18 protein-coding genes and 1 pseudogene are annotated in these 21,773 nt (G+C 71.3%); 8 read left to right on the top strand and 11 right to left on the bottom strand.

Annotated elements, in window-relative coordinates:
- Positions 1 to 146: 146 nt before the first annotated feature.
- Positions 147 to 1,031 carry an Fpg/Nei family DNA glycosylase gene (locus HUT18_RS27290; RefSeq protein WP_176103179.1) on the bottom strand — a complete coding sequence of 295 codons (885 nt, stop codon included), beginning with the start codon at positions 1,029 to 1,031 and terminating at the stop codon, positions 147 to 149.
- Positions 1,032 to 1,123: 92 nt separating this feature from the next.
- Positions 1,124 to 5,848: an ATP-dependent helicase gene (locus HUT18_RS27295; RefSeq protein WP_176103180.1), complete on the bottom strand. Its 4,725-nt coding sequence runs from the start codon at positions 5,846 to 5,848 to the stop codon at positions 1,124 to 1,126.
- 81 nt (positions 5,849 to 5,929) lie between these two features.
- On the opposite strand from HUT18_RS27295, the gene HUT18_RS27300 reads away from it, so the two are divergent.
- The 3 genes from HUT18_RS27300 (at position 5,930) to HUT18_RS27310 (ending at position 8,229) form a co-directional block, all read left to right on the top strand.
- Entirely contained in the window at positions 5,930 to 6,826 is an 897-nt protein-coding gene (locus HUT18_RS27300; RefSeq protein ID WP_176103181.1) for an AraC family transcriptional regulator, read from the top strand.
- Between the two features lie 300 nt (positions 6,827 to 7,126).
- Positions 7,127 to 7,924: an AzlC family ABC transporter permease gene (locus HUT18_RS27305; protein ID WP_176103182.1), complete on the top strand. Its 798-nt coding sequence runs from the start codon at positions 7,127 to 7,129 to the stop codon at positions 7,922 to 7,924.
- Positions 7,921 to 8,229, top strand: coding sequence for an AzlD domain-containing protein (locus HUT18_RS27310; protein WP_176103183.1), 309 nt, complete (start codon positions 7,921 to 7,923; stop codon positions 8,227 to 8,229). The genes HUT18_RS27305 and HUT18_RS27310 overlap by 4 nt, the downstream gene beginning before the upstream one ends.
- Positions 8,230 to 8,329: 100 nt before the next feature.
- Here the strand turns inward: HUT18_RS27310 and HUT18_RS27315 are convergent, their stop codons facing one another.
- Complete coding sequence (locus tag HUT18_RS27315; protein WP_176103184.1) at positions 8,330 to 9,340, bottom strand: prenyltransferase/squalene oxidase repeat-containing protein; 1,011 nt, start codon at positions 9,338 to 9,340, stop codon at positions 8,330 to 8,332.
- A gap of 79 nt (positions 9,341 to 9,419) precedes the next feature.
- Here HUT18_RS27315 and HUT18_RS27320 point away from each other — a divergent pair, with 79 nt between their 5' ends.
- The 4 genes from HUT18_RS27320 to recX all read left to right on the top strand — a co-directional run bounded on the left by HUT18_RS27320 (position 9,420) and on the right by recX (position 13,323).
- Positions 9,420 to 9,614 carry a DUF3046 domain-containing protein gene (locus tag HUT18_RS27320; RefSeq protein WP_176103185.1) on the top strand — a complete coding sequence of 65 codons (195 nt, stop codon included), beginning with the start codon at positions 9,420 to 9,422 and terminating at the stop codon, positions 9,612 to 9,614.
- A gap of 271 nt (positions 9,615 to 9,885) precedes the next feature.
- Positions 9,886 to 11,070: an AI-2E family transporter gene (locus HUT18_RS27325; RefSeq protein WP_254879102.1), complete on the top strand. Its 1,185-nt coding sequence runs from the start codon at positions 9,886 to 9,888 to the stop codon at positions 11,068 to 11,070.
- A 291-nt stretch (positions 11,071 to 11,361) separates the two neighbouring features.
- Entirely contained in the window at positions 11,362 to 12,495 is a 1,134-nt protein-coding gene (gene recA / locus HUT18_RS27330; RefSeq protein WP_176103186.1) for a recombinase RecA, read from the top strand.
- A gap of 3 nt (positions 12,496 to 12,498) precedes the next feature.
- Positions 12,499 to 13,323 carry a recombination regulator RecX gene (recX, locus tag HUT18_RS27335; RefSeq protein WP_254878833.1) on the top strand — a complete coding sequence of 275 codons (825 nt, stop codon included), beginning with the start codon at positions 12,499 to 12,501 and terminating at the stop codon, positions 13,321 to 13,323.
- Between the two features lie 221 nt (positions 13,324 to 13,544).
- On the opposite strand, the gene HUT18_RS27340 is transcribed toward recX, so the two are convergent.
- From HUT18_RS27340 to HUT18_RS27370, 8 genes and pseudogenes are all read right to left on the bottom strand, one after another.
- Positions 13,545 to 14,024 carry a rhodanese-like domain-containing protein gene (locus tag HUT18_RS27340; RefSeq protein WP_176103187.1) on the bottom strand — a complete coding sequence of 160 codons (480 nt, stop codon included), beginning with the start codon at positions 14,022 to 14,024 and terminating at the stop codon, positions 13,545 to 13,547.
- The gene (locus tag HUT18_RS27345) at positions 14,021 to 14,572 is read right to left on the bottom strand and encodes a cysteine dioxygenase (protein WP_176103188.1); all 552 of its coding nucleotides are present in this window, start codon (positions 14,570 to 14,572) and stop codon (positions 14,021 to 14,023) included. The genes HUT18_RS27340 and HUT18_RS27345 overlap by 4 nt, the downstream gene beginning before the upstream one ends.
- Positions 14,573 to 14,897: 325 nt before the next feature.
- Positions 14,898 to 14,984, bottom strand: coding sequence for a putative leader peptide (locus tag HUT18_RS34370; RefSeq protein ID WP_368661575.1), 87 nt, complete (start codon positions 14,982 to 14,984; stop codon positions 14,898 to 14,900).
- A 634-nt stretch (positions 14,985 to 15,618) separates the two neighbouring features.
- A pseudogene (locus tag HUT18_RS27350) lies at positions 15,619 to 17,166 on the bottom strand (FAD-dependent monooxygenase); the annotation flags it as partial.
- Positions 17,167 to 17,341: 175 nt separating this feature from the next.
- Positions 17,342 to 18,271, bottom strand: a complete 930-nt coding sequence (locus HUT18_RS27355) for an amino acid ABC transporter permease (protein WP_176103189.1) — start codon at positions 18,269 to 18,271, stop codon at positions 17,342 to 17,344.
- Complete coding sequence (locus tag HUT18_RS27360; RefSeq protein WP_176103190.1) at positions 18,268 to 18,936, bottom strand: amino acid ABC transporter permease; 669 nt, start codon at positions 18,934 to 18,936, stop codon at positions 18,268 to 18,270. Before HUT18_RS27360 ends, HUT18_RS27355 begins: the two co-directional genes overlap by 4 nt.
- Positions 18,937 to 19,011: 75 nt before the next feature.
- Positions 19,012 to 19,842: a glutamate ABC transporter substrate-binding protein gene (locus HUT18_RS27365; RefSeq protein WP_176103191.1), complete on the bottom strand. Its 831-nt coding sequence runs from the start codon at positions 19,840 to 19,842 to the stop codon at positions 19,012 to 19,014.
- A 113-nt stretch (positions 19,843 to 19,955) separates the two neighbouring features.
- The gene (locus HUT18_RS27370; RefSeq protein ID WP_176103192.1) at positions 19,956 to 20,732 is read right to left on the bottom strand and encodes an amino acid ABC transporter ATP-binding protein; all 777 of its coding nucleotides are present in this window, start codon (positions 20,730 to 20,732) and stop codon (positions 19,956 to 19,958) included.
- Positions 20,733 to 21,064: 332 nt separating this feature from the next.
- Between HUT18_RS27370 and HUT18_RS27375 the strand changes: the two genes are divergently transcribed.
- Positions 21,065 to 21,766: a response regulator transcription factor gene (locus HUT18_RS27375; RefSeq protein ID WP_176103193.1), complete on the top strand. Its 702-nt coding sequence runs from the start codon at positions 21,065 to 21,067 to the stop codon at positions 21,764 to 21,766.
- Positions 21,767 to 21,773 lie beyond the last annotated feature (7 nt).

Below are 21,773 nucleotides of genomic sequence, written 5' to 3' on the forward strand. Positions count from 1 at the left end.
GCGTCCTTGAGCGGGATGTTTTCCCGAGGGCGAAGGCTTGTTGAGGGCCAACGCTTCATGAGCGCCAAGGCTTCTTGAGGCGTGGGCGTGGCGGGAGCGCGTGCGCCGTTGCGCGTGGTGGTTCGGGCGCCCGCGTGCGCGGTGGCTCAGGCGCCCGGCGTACGGCGTGGGCGCCGGGGTTGCGTGGAGGTGCGGGGGTTGATCGCGGAGCCGCCGGGGGTGCGTGTGCGCGCCGGGGCGGGGGAGGGGCCCTGCTGGCACCTGGGGCACCAGTAGGTGGGCCGTTCGCGGCCGGGCTCGCCCTGGTCGGCCACGCGGACGGACGTCATGCAGCGCAGGCACGGGCGCGGGGCGCGGGCGTAGACGTAGTGGCGTTGGTCGGGGCGGCCGGTGGTCCGGCGCAGCGGGCGGTCGCGGTTGGCTTCGAGGAGCTTCTTGGCGAGCAGGGGGAGTTGCTCGGTGGCCTGCGCGGGCAGTTCGCCGACCGGGAGCCAGGGGGTGACGCGCAGCAGGAAGCAGATCTCGGACTTGTAGACATTGCCGATTCCGGCGAGGTTGCGCTGGTCGAGCAGTGCCTCGCCGAGTTCCCGGTCCGGCTCGGTGAGCAGATTGGCCAGGGCCTTCGCGGGGTCCCAGTCCGGCCCGAGCAGATCCGGGCCGAGGTGGCCGACGATCCCGGACTCCTCGCCGGTCCTCACCAGTTCCAGCACGGGCAGCCGGTAACCCACCGCGGTACGGGCCGAGTTGGCGAGGATCGCGCGGATCTGGTGGCCCTGGCCGCCGCGCCAGCGCTCCTCCGGCTCGAAGATCCGCCAACTCCCCTCCATGCCCAGATGGGAGTGGAGCGTGAGGCCCCCTTCGACGCGGGTGAGGAGATGCTTGCCGCGCGGGGTCACCTCCAGGACGCGGCGGCCGGTCAGATCGACCGTGGCCAGTCGCGGCACACGCAGGTCGCAACGGGTCAGCGGCTCACCCGCCAGCGCACTGTCCAGTTGCCGGGCGGCCTGCCAGACGGAATCTCCTTCGGGCATGGGACCAGGGTGGCACGGACCGGGGAGCCGGGGCACGGGCGGAAGAGCGGGGCGGCGACGGCCGGGACGCCCGCGCACCGCCGTGGGCCTCCTCAGGCGCGCAGTCGCAGCCCGCGTGGTGTGGCGTGGAAGCCCGCTCCTTCCAGTACGGGGCCGAATGGTGAGGTGAGTGCGGGAGTGCCGTTGATCCGTTCCACGGTCACCGTGCCGAGGGAGCCCGCGGCGGCCGCGGCCGCCAGGGACTCGGCGGCGGTGGTGAGCCGGGCCTCGCGTACCGCTTCGGCAGCGCTGTCGGCCTCCGTCCAGACCAGGAGTGTCTTGCCGCCGCGTTCCATGTAGAGGGTCAGTTCGCCGTCGACCAGTACGACGAGCGAGCCCGCCTTGCGGCCCGGCTTGTGCTGGGCGCCGCTGGGTGGTTCGGGCCAGGGCAGGGCGGCGCCGTAGGCGTTGGCCGGGTCGGCGGCGGCGAGAACCACGGCGCGCGCGGGTCCGGCCGTCCGCGACGGCGCACGGTGGAAGCCGTCCGCGTATCCCTCTGGCTGCTCGGGCAGGGACTGTTCGCGCTCGCGGGCGTTGGCCGTGGCGCGCAGCCGGTCCACCGCTCCGTCCATGGCGAACTGCGCGGCGCCGAGGCCCTCCACGACGTAACCCCGGCGCGCCTGGCCGCTCTCCTCGAAGACGGACAGCACCCGGTAGGCCGCGGAGAACCCGCCCTCGACGCCTTCCGCCGCCACCGCGCCGCGGGTGAGTACGCCGTGCCGGTCCAGCAAGGTACGGGCCAGCGCGTGCGCCCGCACCGTCGGATCCGGTTCGCGGACCGGCAGCAGTGACCAGCGCCCGGCGACGGTGGGCGGTCCGGAGCGTGAGGCGGGACGCGCGGCCGCGGTGAGGCTGCCGTAACGGCCCCGGGGCACCGCGCGTTTGGCGCGATGGGCGGTGGCTCCCGCGGTACGGCCCGACCCGAGCAGGGCCCGCATCGGCGCCAGGGTGTCGTTGGTGAGCCGTCCGGACCAGGCCAGATCCCATACGGCGTCGGCGAGTTGAGGGTCGGTGGCCTCGGGGTGCGTACCGGACCGTACGTGTTCCGCGATCTGCCGGAAGAACAGTCCGAACCCGCCGGACAGTGCGTCGAGGACCGCTTGGTGCAGCGGGGTCGGCTCCAGGGGGAGCGGTTCGGGCAGCAACAGCGGTGCGGCGTCGGCGAGAAAGAGGCGGACCCAGCCGTCCTTGCCGGGCAGCGCGCCCGCTCCGGCCCAGACCACTTCGCCCGCCGAGGTCAGTTCGTCCAGGAGGGCCGGAGCGAAGCCGGTGACCCGGGACGGCAGCACCAGGCGCTCCAGCGCGGACGCCGGTACGGAGGCGCCCTGGAGCTGTTCGACCGCGCGTACCAGTCCGTCGATGCCGCGCAGCCCCTGGCCGCCGAGGTGCTGCCACTGGGGCAGGAACTGGGCGAGCGCCGCCGGGGCCACCGGCTCGACCTCCTGCCGCAGGGCGGCCAGCGAACGGCGGCGGAGTCTGCGCAGTACGGTCGCGTCGCACCACTCCTGGCCGATGCCCGCCGGGTGGAACTCGCCCTCCACCAGCCGCCCGCCCGTGGCGAGCCGCTTCAGGGCTCCCTCGGTGACCGCCGCGCCGAGTCCGAACCGCGCCGCCGCGGTGGCGGTGGTGAACGGGCCGTGCGTACGGGCGTACCGGCCGAGGAGGTCGCCGAGCGGATCCTTGACGGGCTCGGTGAACGCCTCGGGCACCCCCACCGGCAACGCCGTACCGAGGGCGTCGCGCAGCCTGCCCGCGTCCTCCACCGCCGCCCAGTGGTCCCGGCCCGCGAGCCGGACCCGGATGGCACGACGGGCACCGCCGAGTTCCGCGGCCCACTGCGGCTCGGCGCCGCGCTCGGTCAACTCCTGCTCGGTGAGCGGGCCGAGCAGCCGCAGCAGGTCGGCCACCCCCTCCGCGTCCTTGACCCGCCGGTCCTCGGTGAGCCACTGGAGCTCGCGTTCGAGTTCGGTGAGCACCTCCGCGTCGAGCAGTTCGCGCAGCTCCGCCTGGCCGAGCAGTTCGGCGAGCAGCCGGGAGTCCAGCGACAGGGCCGCCGCCCGGCGTTCGGCCAGCGGCGAGTCCCCCTCGTAGAGGAACTGGGCGACGTACCCGAACAACAGGGAGCGGGCGAACGGCGAGGGCTCGGGGGTGGTCACCTCCACCAGGCGCACCGCACGGGACTCGATGTCGCCCATCAGCTCGGTGAGTCCCGGCACGTCGAAGACGTCCTGGAGGCATTCGCGTACGGCTTCGAGCACGATCGGGAAGGAGCCGTACTCGCTTGCCACTTCGAGCAGTTGGGCCGCGCGCTGGCGCTGCTGCCAGAGCGGGGTCCGGCGGCCGGGGCTGCGGCGCGGCAACAGCAGCGCCCGCGCGGCGCACTCGCGGAACCGCGAGGCGAACAGGGCGGAGCCGCCGACCTGTTCGGTGACCACCCCGTCCACCTCGCCCTTGTCGAAGGCGACATCGGCCGCGCCGACCGGGGCCTTCTCCGCGTCGTACTCGCTGCCGAGCCGCGCCGGGTCCTGGTCCAGCAGGTCCAGGCTCATCAGATCGGCGTCGGGCAGCCGCAGCACGATGCCGTCGTCCGCGTGCATGACCTGGGCGTCCATGCCGTACCGCTCGGACAGCCGGGCCCCGAGGGCCAGCGCCCACGGGGCGTGCACCTGGGCGCCGAAGGGGGAGTGGACGACGACCCGCCAGTCGCCCAGCTCGTCGCGGAAGCGCTCCACGACGATGGTGCGGTCGTCGGGCACATGACCGCAGGCCTCGCGCTGCTCGTCGAGATAGGCGAGGACGTTGTCCGCGGCCCAGGCGTCGAGTCCGGCGGCGAGCAGCCGCAGCCGGGCGTCCTCCGCGGACAGCGAGCCGACCTCGCGCAGGAACGCGCCCACCGCACGGCCCAGTTCGAGCGGACGGCCGAGCTGGTCGCCCTTCCAGAACGGCAGCCGCCCCGGCACGCCCGGCGCGGGGGAGACCAGGACCCGGTCGCGGGTGATGTCCTCGATGCGCCAGGAACTCGTACCGAGCGTGAACACGTCCCCGATCCGGGACTCGTACACCATCTCCTCGTCGAGTTCGCCCACCCGTCCGCCGCCCCGCTTGGGGTCCGCGCCCGCGAGGAAGACTCCGAACAGGCCGCGGTCGGGGATGGTGCCGCCGGAGGTGACGGCAAGGCGCTGTGCCCCCGGCCGCCCGGTGACCGTGCCCGCCACGCGGTCCCACACGACGCGGGGTCTCAACTCGGCGAAGGCGTCCGAGGGATAGCGCCCCGCGAGCATGTCGAGGACGGCGGTGAACGCGGACTCCGGCAGCGCGGCGAACGGTGCCGCGCGGCGCACCAGGGCGAGCAGGTCGTCCGCCTGCCAGGTGTCCATCGAGGTCATCGCGACCAACTGCTGGGCCAGTACGTCGAGCGGGTTCGCGGGCACCTTCAGCGACTCGATGGAGCCGGTGCGCATCCGCTCGGTCACCACGGCCGCCTGCACCAGGTCGCCCCGGTACTTGGGGAACACCACCCCGGTCGACACCGCTCCCACCTGGTGTCCCGCCCGGCCGACCCGCTGGAGTCCGGAGGCCACCGAGGGCGGTGACTCGACCTGGACGACCAGGTCGACGGCGCCCATGTCGATGCCCAGCTCGAGACTGGACGTGGCGACCACCGCGGGCAGACGGCCCGCCTTGAGGTCCTCCTCGACCAGCGCGCGCTGTTCCTTCGACACCGAACCGTGGTGCGCTCTGGCGATCACCGCGGAGGCGCCCCGTGCCGCACCCGAACCGCCCATCAACTGGGCCGGGGCGTGCGCCTCTTCGAGGGGTTCGCCGGTGGCGCGCTCGTGGGCGATCTCGTTGAGCCGGTTGCACAGCCGCTCCGCGAGACGGCGCGAATTGGCGAAGACGATCGTGGAGCGGTGCGCCTGCACCAGATCGGCGATCCGCTCCTCCACATGCGGCCAGATCGAGGGACCTCCCTCCGCACCGCCGTCGGGAGCCCCCGAGCCGTCGGCCGGCGGCGCGGCACCCGGCGTCTCACCGGGCGCGCTGAGGTCCTCGACCGGCACCACGACGGACAGGTCGAACTCCTTGCCGGAGGGCGGCTGAACGACCTCCGCCCTTCGCTGCGGCGAGAGGAAACGGGCCACCTCGTCCACCGGGCGGACCGTCGCCGACAGACCGATACGGCGTGCGGGGCGCGGCAGGAGTTCGTCGAGCCGCTCCAGGGTGAGCGCCAGATGCGCACCGCGTTTGGTGCCCGCCACCGCGTGCACCTCGTCGAGGATCACCGTCTCGATGCCGGTCAGGGCGTCCCGGGTGGCCGAGGTGAGCATCAGGAACAGGGACTCGGGGGTGGTGATGAGGATGTCCGGGGGGCGGGTCGCAAGCGCACGGCGCTCGGCGGCGGGGGTGTCCCCGGAACGGATCCCGACCCGCACCTGGGGCTCGGGCAGTCCCAGGCGCACGGCCTCCTGACGGATGCCGGTCAGCGGGCTGCGCAGATTGCGCTCCACGTCGACGGCGAGGGCTTTGAGCGGGGAGACGTACAGCACCCGGCAGCGCTTCTTCTGTTCCGCGGGCGGCGGCGCGGACGCGAGCCGGTCGAGCGCCGCGAGGAAGGCGGCGAGTGTCTTGCCGGAGCCGGTCGGCGCGACGACGAGGACGTCCGCACCCTGCCCGATCGCCCGCCACGCGCCCTCCTGGGCGGCGGTGGGCGCGGAGAAGGCCCCCGTGAACCAGCTGCGGGTCGCGGGGGAGAAGTCGTCGAGCGCGGACCTGACCATGCCCCCATCCTGCACCCGGCCACCGACAATGCCCGCCCACCTGCGCAAAGGCCGTTCGCAGGGGTATCGCAGAATGGAGGCATGGCAGGCTCACGGGAAGTCGCGCGGCACTGGCGGTACGCCCCGCTCCCGGGCGTCGACCTGCTCCAGGCGAGCTACGTACGCAAGACCTTCGTACGCCACACCCACGAGAGCTTCGTGATCGCGGCGATCTCGCAGGGCGTCGAGGTCTTCGACGTCTACGGGCCCCGCGCGGTCCCCGGCCGCTCCGGCCGCGGCGGGGCCGAGGTGCACGCCGGGCCCGGCATGCTCGCCCTCGTCAACCCGGACACCCCGCACACCGGCCGGGCGCACGGGCCCGAGGGCTGGCGTTACGGCGCTGTGTACCCGTCGCCGGAACTGGTCGCCGAGATCGCCGCCGAGACGACCCGGCTGCGCGGAACACCGGGCTTCACCGAGCCGGTACTGGACGATCCGGCCGCCGCGCGCCTGGTCCACGAGGTCCTGCGCGCCGCCGAGCAGGGCAACGCACTGGCCGCCGATACCAAGCTGCGGCTGGCGGTCACCCGGCTGCTGCGGCGCAACGGCGGTCCCCTGCCCCGGCGCGCGGTGCGCACGGCAGGCGCGCGGACCGCGGAACGCGCCCGTCAGCTGCTCGAGGAACGCATGGCAGAGCCCTCGTCACTCGAAGCCCTCGCGACCGAACTCGGAACCACTCCCTTCGCCCTGCTGCGCGCCTTCCGCGACGCCTACGGAATGCCGCCGCACACCTGGCTCACCGACGCCCGGGTACGCCGCGCCAAACGGCTGCTCGACACCGGCGTCCCGCCCGCGGAGGCGGCCGTCGCGGTCGGCTTCACCGACCAGCCCCATCTGAACCGCCACTTCACCCGGATCGTGGGGGTGCCGCCCGGGGCGTATCGGCGCGAGCGGCTCGGGGCGGACGAGGCGCACGGGACGTCGGGACTTCGGCTCTGACGCGGGAACGTCGTACAGGAAGTCGTGCCACAAGCCGCGCCGGAAGCCGTACGGGAAGGTGACGCGAGGTGGGTGCAAGAACGTACAAGACGACAAGCGGCGGCCTCTCGTAACGTCCGGGACGTGGGAGAACAGCACCTGGCAGCGGAAACGGCACGAGATCCGTCGGCGACGACAGCGGGATCGACAGCGGAGGGCACGAGTTCGGGGACGAGTTCGGGGACGAGTTCGGGCGGGGCAACGGCGACGGCAACGGACCGACAACTGGCCGGGATTGGGACCGAGGCCGCCTCGGAACCGGTGGCATCGGTGACGGCACAGGCACCTGACACCGAGGTGCCGAGCAAGACCGACGCGGCGGTGGTGCGTGACGCGCTCGGCGTCGGGGTCGCGGTGGGGCTGTCCGGCTTCGCCTTCGGGGTGACCTCGGCGGGCAGTGGCCTGAGCCTCGCGCAGACCTGCGTACTCAGCCTGCTGGTGTTCACCGGCGCCTCGCAGTTCGCCCTGGTCGGAGCCCTCGCGGCGGGTGGCGGTCCGCTGACCGCGGCGGCCGGTGCCTTCTTCCTCGGCACCCGGAACGCCTTCTACGGACTGCGCCTGTCGCAACTGCTCGCGCTGCCGCGTGCCGTACGCCCCCTGGCCGCGCACTGGGTGATCGACGAGACCACGGCCGTCACGCTGGCTCAGCCGAACCGGCGCGCGGCACGGCTGGGATTCGTCGTGACCGGTCTGAGCCTGTACGTGCTGTGGAACCTGACGACCTGGGCCGGAGCCCTGGGCGCCGAGGCCATCGGCGACACCGCGGCCTGGGGCCTGGACGCCGCGGGACCCGCCGTCTTCCTCGCGCTGCTCGCGCCCATGTTGCGCGGCACGACCCAGCGGACGACGGCGCTCCTGGCCGTACTGCTCGGTCTGGGACTGCTCCCCGTCCTCCCCGCCGGGGTCCCGGTACTCGTCGCCGCCCTGGCCGCACCCGCGGTCCTGTACGCGCAGGGCCTGCGCCGGGGTGAGCGTCGACGAGCGCGCTCGCAAGAACCTGCGGAACAAGCGGAACGAGAAGCGGCGGAGCCCGGAGGAGAAGGGGCTGAGACACGTTGAACATCTGGATCGCCATCGCGGTGACCGCCGCGGGCTGCTACCTGGTCAAGCTGGCCGGACTTCTGGTTCCGGCCGGAGTGCTCGAACGGCCGCTGGTCCAGCGGCTGGCCGCCCTGATGCCGGTCGCGCTGCTCGCGGCGCTCACCGCGCAGCAGACCTTCGCGGACGGCCAGACCCTGACCGTGGACGCCCGGGCGGCAGGGATCGCCGCGGCCGGTGTGGCACTCCTGCTGCGCGCGCCCTTCCTCGTGGTGGTCGCCTCGGCCATCGCCGTCACGGCTGGGCTGCGCGCCCTCATCGGCTGAGGGCGTGGCAGCTGAGGACATTCGGTGGCGGACAGCTCGGCCTGGGCTCAGCGCTCTACCGGTACGCCTGGGCTCAGCGTCCTACCGGTACGAGGGAGTCTCAGCCCAGCACCCTTCCGTACGCGGCGAGTGTGCGCAGCCGCTCGATGGTGACCATCGGCCTGCGTTCGACGGAGGCGGCGGGCGGGCAGACGCGCGCCCGCAGTTCGCCCGGGCTGCCCGCCGGACGGTCCGGCCAGCCGCCGTCCTCGCGTTGCTGGGCGGCGAGGAAGTCCAGCGCACCCTCCGTCTCGGCGTCGGTGAACCAGCAGCGGGCTAGGGAGTCGGGGCGGGGCGCGAAGTCGTACGGGAAGTAGTGCGCGCTGGAGGCTCCGGCGCGCGCCGGGTCCAGCACCACCAGCCGTTGCGCTCGTACCAGCCGCCCGAGGCGGTCCGCTGCCGCCCGGGCACGGGAGCGGTCGGCAGCGCTGTCCAGGAAGGTCACGGCCGACGCCACCTCGTACGGGTCGGGCGAGGCCAGCGAGTCGACCGCCTGCCAGCAGAACTCGGTGGCCCGGAACAGCCAGGCGTGCCAGACGTCGTTGCGGTGCAGCAGACCGACCACCGGCCCGGTCGCGCCGAGCTCACCGCGCGCGAGGCGCAGCGTGCCCGCCGCCCTCGGCACCGGCACGCCCGTCGGGCCCTGGCGCCCCTCGCCCGCGCGGGCGGCGAGCGCCCCGTCGGGTTCGGAGACCGAGGTCAGGTAGCGGCAGATCAGTTCGACGCGGCGGCCGTCGCAGCGCCCGACGGCCTCCAGTACGCGCAGCGCGTGCGCCGCGTGCGCCGCGCAACTTCCGGGGCCGCGCACCGCTGGATCCAGGCCGTGGCCGAAACTGCCGTCCTGGTTGGCGTACGCGGTGAGGGCGGCGTCGACCGGGTCGGCGGGGCCGCCGAGGAAGAGGTGCGCGAAAAGCCGCTGCTCCAGTACGCGACCGGTCAGCCAGATGAACCTGGCGGCGCGTCCGAGCGGTGACCCCGGGCCCTCGGGGGGCGGGGCGGGGGCGGACCAGAGAGCGCGGGCGGCGGCGTGCGGCGCGCGCGAAGGGAGTGCGGAAGCTCCTGTTTCGGCCATGTTCCGACCGTAGAGGGCGAAAGCTCCCGGGCAAGGCCTCTCGGGCCGGGAGCACTCTCAGGGGCGGGATACTGGGGTCATGCGGTTGACGGTCTTCTGGCAGCGGATGGGCGATCACTTCGGCGTGGGCTACGCCGACACCTTCGCCCGCGACCACGTCATGAGCGATCTGGGCGGGCGCACGGTGAACGAGGCGCTGGACGCGGGCTGGGAGGCCAAGGACGTCTGGCGCGTGGTGTGCGCGACGATGGGGGTGCCACCCGAGAGCCGGTGACGGTCCGGGAGGCGGTGACGCTCCGAAATCCGGTGACGGTCCGAAGGCCGGTGTCGGTGACGCCCGAAACCTGGTGGCGGCCCGGAAGCGGTGACCGCTCGACTCCGGTCCGTTCCGGGTGCGACCGTGCCCTTGCCGTCCCGGCGGACGGTTTGATGAACAGTTGGCGGAAAGTGGCCCTGGCTCTGGTCTTGACTGCGAGGTAGGCGAGACTGTCCGGGTGGCCCCCACAGACGAGACCGCGAAGGTCGCAGAGAATCCCGTAGCCGAGATCCCGTCCCCGGGCGGACCCGGCCCAGGAACCGCGAGTGTGCGGGACGCCGCCGCGCGTATGCCGCGGTGGCTGCCGCGCGCCATCATTCTCGCGCTGGCCCTCGTCGCCTGTTTCCAGTTCAGTATCTGGGCCTTCCACCAGCTCACCGGGCTGCTCCTCAACGTACTGATCGCGTTCTTCCTGGCGCTGGCCGTCGAGCCCGCCGTGAGCAGGCTGGCCCACCTGGGCATGCGGCGCGGTCTGGCCACCGGGATCGTCTTCCTGTGCGTCGTGGCCGTGGCGGCCGGGTTCGTCGCGCTGCTCGGCTCGATGCTGGCCGGTCAGATCGTGAACATGATCGAGAACTTCCCGCGCTATCTGGACCAGTTGATCAACTGGACGAACAGCACCTTCCACACGGAACTCAGCCGGGTCGAGGTCCAGGACAGCGTGGTGCACTCGGACTGGCTGCGGAAGTACGTGCAGAACAGCGCGAGCGGCGTCCTCGACGTCTCCGCCCAGGTCCTCGGCGGACTCTTCCAGCTCCTGACGATCTTGCTGTTCGCCTTCTACTTCGCCGCCGACGGACCGCGACTGCGGCGCACCGTCTGCTCGCTGCTGCCCCCCGCGCGGCAGGCCGAGGTGCTCCGCGCCTGGGAGATCGCCGTCGCCAAGACCGGCGGCTACCTCTACTCGCGCGGCCTGATGGCCCTGGTCTCCGGGGTGGCGCACTACGTCCTGCTCGAGTTCCTCAACGTTCCCTACGCTCCCGTCCTCGCCGTGTGGGTCGGCCTGGTCTCGCAGTTCATCCCGACCATCGGCACCTATCTCGCGGGTGCGCTGCCGATGCTGCTCGCCTTCACGGTCGACCCCTGGTACGCCCTGTGGGTGCTGATCTTCGTGGTGATCTACCAGCAGTTCGAGAACTACCTGCTCCAGCCGAAGCTCACGGCCCGCACCGTCGACATCCACCCCGCCGTCGCCTTCGGCTCCGTCATCGCCGGAACCGCACTGCTCGGCGCCGTCGGCGCACTCATCTCCATCCCCGCGGTGGCCACGCTCCAGGCGTTCCTCGGGGCCTACGTGCGCCGCTACGAGGTGATGGACGACCCGCGCGTCCACGGACACCGGACCGCCAACGCGCGGGGCGGTTCCTTCCGTTCGCGGTTCAAGCGTGTGGTGAGTGGGCCGGGGAGTCGCTGAGGTTCCGTACACGAACGGGGTCTGGGGGCGCCGGGCTTCCGTCGAAGAACGAGCCCGGTGTGGCGGGCCGGGCGTACGCTCGGTGAAGCGGCGGGTCGTGCTTGACACGAAAATCGAACATCCATTCTCATGGGGTCCGGCATCGCTCGCGACCGGGGGCCTTCCCCAGCGGATTCCCGTGAGAATTCCCCGAGTTATCCACAGGCCGGAGGGCGTCGAAGCGCATTGTCAGTGGCAGGCGTTAGCGTCTTTGACGTGAAGCGATCGACTCAAGCAAACCGGGTGGAACCCATGGCTGGAACGGACCGAGAGAAGGCGCTCGACGCCGCACTCGCGCAGATTGAACGGCAATTCGGCAAGGGCGCCGTGATGCGCCTCGGCGAGCGGCCGAACGAGCCCATCGAGGTCATCCCCACCGGGTCGACCGCGCTCGACGTCGCCCTGGGGGTCGGCGGCCTGCCGCGCGGGCGCGTGGTGGAGGTGTACGGACCGGAGTCCTCCGGTAAGACCACACTGACCCTGCACGCGGTGGCGAACGCCCAGAAGGCCGGCGGACAGGTGGCGTTCGTGGACGCCGAGCACGCCCTCGACCCCGAGTACGCCAAGAAGCTCGGCGTCGACATCGACAACCTCATCCTGTCCCAGCCCGACAACGGCGAACAGGCCCTGGAGATCGTGGACATGCTGGTCCGCTCCGGTGCTCTGGACCTGATCGTCATCGACTCGGTCGCGGCCCTCGTGCCGCGCGCGGAGATCGAGGGCGAGATGGGTGACTCGCACGTGGGTCTCCAGGCACGACTGATGAGCCAGGCGCTGCGGAAGATCACCAGCGCCCTCAACCAGTCCAAGACCACCGCGATCTTCATCAACCAGCTCCGCGAGAAGATCGGCGTCATGTTCGGCTCGCCGGAGACCACGACCGGTGGCCGCGCCCTGAAGTTCTACGCCTCGGTGCGCATCGACATCCGCCGTATCGAGACCCTCAAGGACGGTACGGACGCGGTCGGCAACCGCACTCGCTGCAAGGTCGTCAAGAACAAGGTCGCCCCGCCCTTCAAGCAGGCCGAGTTCGACATCCTGTACGGCCAGGGCATCAGCCGCGAGGGCGGCCTGATCGACATGGGCGTGGAGCACGGCTTCGTCCGCAAGGCGGGTGCCTGGTACACGTACGAGGGCGACCAGCTCGGGCAGGGCAAGGAGAACGCCCGCAACTTCCTGAAGGACAACCCCGATCTGGCCAACGAGATCGAGAAGAAGATCAAGGAGAAGCTGGGCGTCGGCGTGAAGCCCGCGGACCCCGCGGCCGAGCCCGAGCCCGGAGCCGACGCCGCGGTGGCCGCCCCGGCAGCCGATGCCGCCGCCAAGTCCGTTCCCGCCCCGGCCGCCAAGGCCACCAAGCCCAAGGCCGCCTCGGCCAAGAGCTGATCCGTGACACGGCGAACCGACTGGCCGGAGCCCGTGGCCGACGGCGGGGGATCGGGCGAAGGCCGGTGGAACAAGCGGTACGGACAGGACTCGGCGCAGGCTGAGAACTCCCGGAACTCGGCGAACTCCCAGAGCTCGGGAGACTTCGAGGACTGGGGGGACTCCGAGGGCTGGGACCCCGGACGGGGTGAGGCCGTGGACGCCCCGTCCGCGAACGGCCGCCGTCGGCGCGGTCGTTCGCGTGGACGGACTCCAGGGCACCAGGACAGCGCCGCTTCCCCGTCGAGGGCCGAGGAAGCGGCGCCGCCAGGGGACCCGGTGGAGCGGGCCAGAGCGATCTGCCTGCGCCTGCTCACCGGGACCCCGCGCACCCGCGCACAACTCGCCGCGGCTCTGCGCAAGCGCGGGATTCCGGACGAGGCCGCGGACGAGGTGCTGTCCCGGTTCGAGGAAGTCGGGCTGATCAACGACGGGGCCTTCGCCGATGCCTGGGTGGAGTCACGTCACCACGGCCGCGGGCTCGCCCGCCGCGCGCTCGCCCAGGAACTGCGCACCAAGGGCGTCGACTCCACCCTGATCGACGAGGCGGTCGGACAACTCGACCCGGAGCAGGAGGAGGCCACCGCCCGCGAACTGGTCGCCCGTAAGCTCCGGTCCACCCGCGGCCTCGACCGGGACAAGCGCCTGCGCCGTCTCGCCGGAATGCTCGCCCGCAAGGGCTACGGCCAGGGGCTCGCGATGCGGGTGGTACGGGAGGCTTTGGAGCAAGAGGGCGAGGATGTGGGGGAGTTGGAGGCGGGGGAGGGGGAGAGTGCGGAAGAGTTCTGAGCACCGGGCCGGAGATCGACCGGCGAAGCCGGAGTCGGCACGTGAAGCCGGAGACGACAGATGAAGCCGGACGACCGGTGCGTTCACGGATTCCTTCGCACGTTTCCGCCCTGCCTCAACTCCCGCCCTGCCTCAACTCCCGTCCCCGGCTTGGTCTTGTCCCTCGGCTCCGGCTCCGGCTCCAACTCCGCGCAGCCTCGTGCTCGCCGTCGGCTTCCTCGCTAGTGGACCTCGGCTATCGACGGGGCGCGCCACGAGGCGGACGACGGGCCGGACTCCGTGACCGGTACGACCGGCAGGCCTGCCGCGCGCCATGCCTGAAAGCCGCCGACGAGGTCCGTTGCCCGGTGGAGGCCGAGGTCCTTGAGGGAGGAGGCGGCCAGGCTGGAGGCGTAGCCCTCGTTGCAGATGACGACGACGTGGAGGTCGTGGCCGGTGGCCTGGGGGAGCCGGTGGCTGCCTCTGGGATCCAGCCGCCACTCGAGTTCGTTGCGCTCGACGACCAGGGCGCCGGGGATCAGGCCGTCCCGTTCCCGTAGGGCCTGGTAGCGGATGTCGATGAGCAGGGTCGTACCGGACTCGGACGCGGAATGGGCGGCGTGGGGCTGGACGCGGTCGAGACCGGCGCGTACCCGTTCCAAGTGCCCCTCGATGCCGGGGCGTTCGGCGCCGGGGGCTTCGGGGCGGGGATGTTCGCTCACTGCCAGTCCTCCGGGCGTTCCACGTGTTCGAGCCGCAGGATCGGGCCGGTGCGGCTGTAGCGGCGCAGGTGCGGCAGCGGTGGATAGTAGGCGTGGACGGAGACGGCGTGCTGCTCGGCCGACTCGTTGTAGACCTCGTGCACATGCTGCTGTCCGAAGGCCCGGCCCTTGCCCGCCGGGAGCCGACGCTGCCGGTCGACCCCCTCGGCGAGTTCGAGGGTGGTCCAGCCCTCCGTGGGAAGGCGTACGGCCAGGGCGTTCTCGGTCAGTTCGCCGGTGGCGGTGAGGAAGGCGCCGTAGGACTCGGCGTGGTCGTGCCAGCCGGTGCCGGTGCCGGGCGGCCAGCCGATGAGCCAGGCCTCGCTGCCGCCGGGACCGTCGAGACGCAGCCAGGTACGTCCCTCGGGGTCGAGCGGGAGCGAGGAGATGAGTTCCCGGTCGGCGGCGGCGCGTCGGACGAAGTCCAGCAGGTCGCCGGGGCCGGGTGCGGGGCCGGCACTCCGCGCCGAATCCGGGGAGGCGGAGGAACCCTGTCCGGCGCCGGACAATCCGGCGCGGGACGGTTCAGCACCGGGATGCTCGGCGCCGGGTGGGTCGACGCGGGGCGGGTCGGTGGGGTGCGGGTCGGCGGAATCGGCCGATGAGACCGAAGCTGAAAACGAAGTCGAGACCGGCTCGGGAGCCGGAGCCGAAGCCAGGTCCTGGTCAGCGGCCGCGACCTGAGAAGTGCTTACGGGATGTGACACGGGTGCCGTCCTGATGAGTGCGCTGGAGTCTCACACCGCGGTCACGGCCCTGGGCGTCGTACGCGACAGGGGAACCGAGAGGCCCGGGAACACCGGCGAAGGCGGCGTGAGAGAGGGGCAGGCGGGTTCAACAGGACGGACGACACACGCAGCCCGCGTAACGGACCAGGTCCATATGGACCCTCCGCCACAGCAGCACACGAGTGTCGGTCATGCTCCGGAGTACACCATGCTCCTTTACGGAGGGTCAACTCACCGATGCGGCCGGAGTCCCGCAGCCACCGCGCCCCCGCAGGTCAGCCGCGCGGCGGGGCCTCGGCTCGCCATGAGTCGTCCCCGCCCGAGGCACGAGGGACAGCGCTGTTCCGACCGCCGGTGCTCCTCGACCCCGAGCTCGCTCCGCTCCCCGAACCGGCACCGGCTTCCGACCTCGCACTGGTCCCGGCACCGGCATCGGACTCTGAACCGGCGTCGGCGTCGGCGTCGGCGCCTGCACCGGCAACGGTCCCGGAGCCCGCCCCAGCCCTCGAACCTCTCTCGCCCTCCGGACCCTCTCCGGCCCTCGCACCCGCTCCCGCCGCGGGCAGCGCACGCAGAGCCGCCCCGCGCCCAAGACCATCCACATCCCGAGCCACGGCCCTGGGAACCGCAACCGCCGCCGAACCTGCAATCACCCGCGGAGCCGCCCCCGCACCTTCGCCCGAACCCGCACCAGCCTTGGAACCGGCACCCGCCCCGGAACCCGCACCCGCACCCGCCCCGGAACCCGCGCCCGCCCCAGAACCCGGTCCAGCTCCAGAACCCCGCCCGGCTTCCTTCCGTCCCCCGTCCCGCTCCACAACACCGCGCCCGAGCGCCGCCTCCGCCGCCAGCTTCAGCTCCTGCGGGTGGACCCCGCCGAAGGACGCCACGAGGTGGCCGTCCGGGCGGATGAGAAGGACGGTGTGGGCGGCGGCGCCCGGGTACTCCTCGGCCACCAAGAGTTCGGCCGGGGCCGGAAGGGCCTCGACGGCGGCCGCGAGTCGGGGCATCAGGCCCGCGCTCATCCAGTGCCGCCGGTCCCAGACACCCGTGCCGGGAGCGACGAGCAGGACCAACAGGGCGCCGTGGCCCAGGCGTTGGCGCAGTGGCACGAAGGTGCCGTCCTCGGCCGTCACCGTGACATCCACGACCGGGGCACCGGGGGTGGTCCCCACGGCGCTGTGGGCGGGTGAACCGGCGGGCGCGAGCGGGGAGTTGCGGTAGGTGCCGGGGGAGCCGATCTTGCCGCGTCCGAGGTGGCCCTCGCTCAGCAGTACGTCGCTGCTGCGCGCGGTGCCCGGTACCAGCGCGCGCAGACCGCCCCCGCTCCGTACCAGGGGCAGCGCCTGGTCGGCGGCACGCAGCCGCGTGGAGACGGCAGCCCGGCGCTCGGCCTGGTAGCTGTCGAGCAGCGCCTCGGCGGGGCCGTGATGCCAGGCGAGGGCCAGCTTCCAGGCGAGGTTGTCGGCGTCGCGCAGGCCTTCGTCGAGGCCGTGGGTGCCGAGGGCGCCGAGCAGATGCGCGGCGTCCCCGGCGAGGAAGGCCCTGCCCACCCGCCAGCGCCGGGCGAGACGGTGATGGACGGTGTGCACGCCCGTGTCGAGCAGTTCGTACGCGGGGCTCGCGCCGCCGGTCCAGCCCGCGAGGGTCTGGCGTACCCGGGCCACCAGGGCCTCGGGCGTGACGAGTTCGTCCCGGGTGGGCAGCAGCCAGTCCAGGCGCCAGACGTCACCGGGCAGCGGACGGCCGGAGATCTCCTGGCCCTCGCCGCGCCACGGCGGGTTGCGGTGCAGCAACGCCTCGTCCTGCCAGGGGAGTTCGGCGCGCAGGGCGGCCACGGCGTGCCGTTCGACGGCGGTACGACCGGGGAACCGTACGCCGATCAGCTTGCGCACCGTGGAACGCGGTCCGTCACAGCCGACCAGGTAACTCCCGCGCCACCAGGTCTCGGTACGGCCCTTGCTGTGGGCGGTGACCGCGTCCTTGCTCTGCTCCAGTGCGTCGAGCCGGCTGCCCGGGACGATCCGGATGTGCCGTTGCCCCGCGACGGCGGTGCGCAGTGCCGAGGTCAGGACATCCTGCGCGAGGTGCAACGGGGCGGGATCCTCGTCACCGAACGTGACATGGCGCAATTCCTGTTTGCGGCGCAGCGAGCGCCAGCCCGCGAAGCGGCAGCCGTGTTTGGCGAAGTCCGTGCCGGTCAGACGCCGCACGAGCGCGGCCGTGTGCTCGTGCAGGACGACGGTGCGGGCGGGACGGCTCGGTTCGGCGGCGGCTGCCTCGTCCAGTACGACGGAGGGGACGTCGAGTCGCGCGAGCGCGAGGGAGAGCGTGAGCCCGACGGGCCCCGCCCCCACGACGATCACCGGATCCACGGCGTGGCGTCCCCGTCCCGGAGCGGAGTCCTGCGCGGGGCGCAGGAAATGTCAGTTGGAGCGGGGAGCACGATCACAGAACGTATGCAACCTATTGCGGGTTCCCACGTCAAGCGACGGAGGCAGTGGCGATCATGCCACTGCCTCTGTCGGGTTACCAATTCGTCCAGGGTGGCTAGAAGCCGCCGCCGACTCCTCCGCCGCCACCCTCGCCGGTCTTGAACGGGAAGTTGCCGGTGCCGGGCTCGTCGGCCTTCTCCGCCGCACTCACTCCGAGCACCGCGCCCGTGCTCCGCTTGCTCCGGCGCAGGAACTTCTCCAGCCAGGAGGCGAAGGTCGTGAGGATGAGGTTCACGATGATGAAGATGACGGCGACGACGACCAGCGCCTGCACGATGTTCGTGTAGTTCGAGGCGAGCGTCTTGCCTTCCCCGAGCAGCTCCGGGAACGTCAGCATGGCGCCACCGAGAGCCGTGTCCTTCACGATCACCACGAGCTGGCTGACGATCGCCGGAAGCATCGCGGTCACCGCTTGCGGAAGCAGGATCGAGCGCATGACCTGGCTCTTGCGCAGACCGATCGCGTTCGCTGCTTCCGTCTGGCCCTTCGGCAGGGCCAGGATGCCGGCCCGTACGATCTCGGCGAGGACCGAGGCGTTGTAGAGGACCAGGCCGGTGACGACCGCGTAAAGGGGACGGTCCTCACTGCTCACCGTGCCCGCGTTCGCGTAGAGCTGGTTGGCGAAGACCATCATCAGCAGGACGGGGACCGCGCGCAGGAACTCCACCACTACGGAGACCGGGACCCGGATCCAGCGGTGGTCGGACAGGCGCGCGATGCCGAGGGCCGCGCCGAGAGGCAGCGCGATCAACATCGACAGACCCGCGGCCTTGAGCGTCTCACCGAGGCCCGGCAGCAGATACGTGGTCCAGGCCTCGGAGGTGGTGAACGGCTCCCAGAGCTCCCACTCCAGCTGGTTCTTGTCGTCGAGGGTGTTCCAGACCCACCACAGGGCGAGGGCGAGCAGCACCAGGAAGACGACGGACAGGACCAGATTGCGGGCCCGGGCGCGGGGCCCGGGTGTGTCGTACAGAACGGAGCTCATCGCTTCACCGCCACGCGCTTGGCGAGCCAGTTGAGGAACAGGCCCATGGGGAGGGTAAGGACCACGAAGCCGAAGGCGAAGACGAGACCGATGAGGACCGTCTGGGCCTCGTTCTCGATCATCTCCTTCATCAGCAGCGCCGCTTCCGCGACGCCGATGGCGGCGGCCACCGTGGTGTTCTTGGTCAGCGCGATCAGGACGTTGGCCAGCGGGCCGATGACCGAGCGGAACGCCTGCGGCAGCACGATCAGGGTCAGGACCTGGGTGAAGTTCAGACCGAGCGCCCGAGCTGCCTCGGCCTGTCCGACGGGCACCGTATTGATACCGCTGCGTACCGCCTCACAGACGAACGCCGCGGTGTACGCGGTGAGCCCGAGTACGGAGAGCCGGAAGAACTGCGAGCTCGTCGCCTCCTCGGCGCCCAGGGTGACACCGAAGACCTGGGCCAGGCCGAGCGAGGTGAAGACGATGATCACCGACAGGGGGATGTTCCGGACGGTGTTCACGTAGAAGGTGCCGAACCACCGCATGATCGGGACAGGGCCGACCCGCATCGCCGCCAGCAGGGTGCCCCAGATCAGGGAGCCGACGGCGGAGAAGAACGTCAGCTGGATGGTTTTCCAGAACGCCCCGAGCACGTCGTAGCCATCAAGAAAGTCGAACACGATCTCCCGCGCTTCCGCGTGTGTCGAAGGAGAGGGGGTGCCGCATCACCATGCGGCACCCCGCCTGGCATTGCCTCAGTTCTTGATCTCGCCGATCTTCGGGGCGGGCTCGTTCTTGTAGTCGGCGGCACCGAGGTTCTTCTCCACGGCCTTCTCCCAGGCGCCGGAGCTGACCATCTTCTCGATCGCCTTGTTGATCTTGTCGATGGTCTCCTTGTCGCCCTTCTTGACGCCGACGCCGTAGTTCTCGTTGCTGAGCTGCAGACCCGAGAGCTTGAACTTGCCCTGGTTCTGCTTCTGCGCGGCGTAACCGGCGAGGATGGAGTCATCGGTCGTCAGGGCGTCGATGGCGCCGTTGGCGAGACCGGAGATGCACTCGGAGTAGGTGCCGTACTGCTGCAGCCTCGCCTTGGGGGCGATGCCGGGCTTGCCGTCCTTGCCCTCCTTGAGGTTCTGCGCCGAGGTCGAACCCGACACCGAGCACAGCTTCTTGCCGTTGAGGTCGGTGCCCTTGGTGATCTTGTCGTCGGCGCGCGTCAGCAGGTCCTGGTGAGCGAGGAAGTACGGCCCGGCGAAGTCGACCTTCTCCTCGCGCTCGGGCGTGATCGAGTACGTGGCCACGATGAACTTCACGTCGCCGTTCTTGAGCGCGTTCTCACGGTCGGCGCTCTTGGTCTCGACGAACTCGATGTCCTTCTCGTCGTAGCCGAGTTCCTTGGCGATGTACCGGGCGACGTCGACGTCGAAGCCGGCGAACTCACCGTTGGGCGTCTTCTGTCCCATGCCCGGCTGGTCGATCTTGATTCCGACCTTGAGCTTGTCGCCACTGTCGTTCGAACAAGCAGTAGCCGTACCCACCAGGGCGAGAGCGGCGGCCGCGGCGACGGAGACCTTGCGGAGCTTCATGGTGAACATCCTTTGATTCGGCACCAGGAGGGCCTGGTTGCAGGGGAGGCAAGGAAAGCCGGGCGGGAGGGGGCGCGCCGGGCGCCTCGCCTCCTGCGGGGAAGGATCGTGCCTCAGTGATGCAGGATCTTGGAGAGGAAGTCCTTCGCACGGTCGCTGCGCGGGTTGCTGAAGAACTGGTCCGGGGTGGCTTCCTCCACGATCCGCCCGTCCGCCATGAAGACGACACGGTTGGCCGCGGAGCGGGCGAAGCCCATCTCGTGGGTGACGACGACCATGGTCATGCCGTCCCGGGCCAGCTGCTGCATGACCTCCAGGACCTCGTTGATCATCTCGGGGTCGAGGGCCGAGGTGGGCTCGTCGAAGAGCATCACCTTCGGGTCCATCGCCAGGGCGCGGGCGATCGCCACCCGCTGCTGCTGGCCACCGGAGAGCTGGGCGGGGAACTTGTCCGCCTGCGAGGCGACTCCCACCCGGTCCAGGAGCTCACGTGCCTTTCGCTCCGCCGCCTTCTTGTCCGCCTTGCGGACCTTCACCTGGCCCAGCGTCACGTTCTCGAGCACCGTCTTGTGCGCGAAGAGGTTGAACGACTGGAAGACCATGCCGACGTCGGCGCGCAGCTTGGCGAGCGCCTTGCCCTCCGCGGGCAGCGCCTTGCCGTCGATCGCGATCGAGCCGGAGTCGATGGTCTCGAGCCGGTTGATCGTGCGGCACAGCGTCGACTTGCCGGAGCCGGAGGGCCCGATGACGACGAGCACCTCGCCCCGCTGGATGGTCAGGTCGATGTCCTGGAGGACATGCAGTGCGCCGAAGTGCTTGTTGACGCCGCTGAGCACCACCAGTTCGTCGGCCGCGGGTACGGCGTCCTTGGCCACCGATACGTGGGTCATCCGCTACTTGCTCCGTCCTCCTCGGTTGCGAGGACCTTAGTGACGCCGCCCGAGCAGCGTCATTACATCTGAGGGGAAATTGAGCATAACGATCCGGCTTCGGACGGGCACCGGTAGTCACCGGGGCACGTCTTCAGTCAGTGGGCTACCAGTGGACGCGTACCGGCTGGATAACGGAAGCCCACTACAGTGCGGCATTCCCTTGACGGCGCGCCCGTGATCGGGATGGATGCTCTGTTGGGTACCGAATTGTGACCTCGGGGCCCGGTGCCATTCGCTCGAACGAGTGGCCGCATCGACGAGGACAACGAGACGACAACGAGAGGAGACGCGTGAGACTGCTGCTTGTCGAGGACGACGATCATGTGGCCGCGGCCCTCTCGGCGGTGCTGTCCCGGCACGGCTTCGAGGTCGTGCACGCGCGCAGCGGCGAGGAGGCCCTGCAGGCACTGCTGCCCGACGACTCCGGCTGCGTCCAGGCCTTCGGGGTGGTCCTGCTCGACCTCGGCCTGCCCGACCAGGACGGCTTCGAGGTCTGCGGCCGGATCCGCAAGCGCACCAGCACCCCGGTGATCATGGTCACCGCGCGCGCCGATGTGCGCTCGCGCATCCACGGCCTGAACCTCGGCGCCGACGACTACGTGGTGAAGCCGTACGACACGGGGGAGCTGCTCGCCCGTATCCATGCCGTGAGCCGCCGCCACGCCTCGGGCGAGGGGGAGAGCCTGCCCGCCGGGGACATCCTCACGCTCGGCCCGGTCCACGTCGAGCTGCCCACCCGGCAGGTCAGCGTCGGCGGCGAGGTGGTGCAGCTGACCCGCAAGGAGTTCGATCTGCTGGCCCTGCTCGCGCAGCGGCCCGGGGTCGTCTTCCGTCGGGAGCAGATCATCAGCGAGGTCTGGCGCACCAGTTGGGAAGGCACGGGCCGCACTCTCGAGGTGCATGTGGCCTCGCTGCGGTCCAAGCTGCGGATGCCCGCCCTGATCGAGACGGTCCGCGGAGTCGGTTACCGGCTTGTGGCCCCCGCCGGTTAGCTTTCCC

This window comes from Streptomyces sp. NA04227 (assembly GCF_013364195.1).
Lineage (GTDB): Bacteria > Actinomycetota > Actinomycetes > Streptomycetales > Streptomycetaceae > Streptomyces.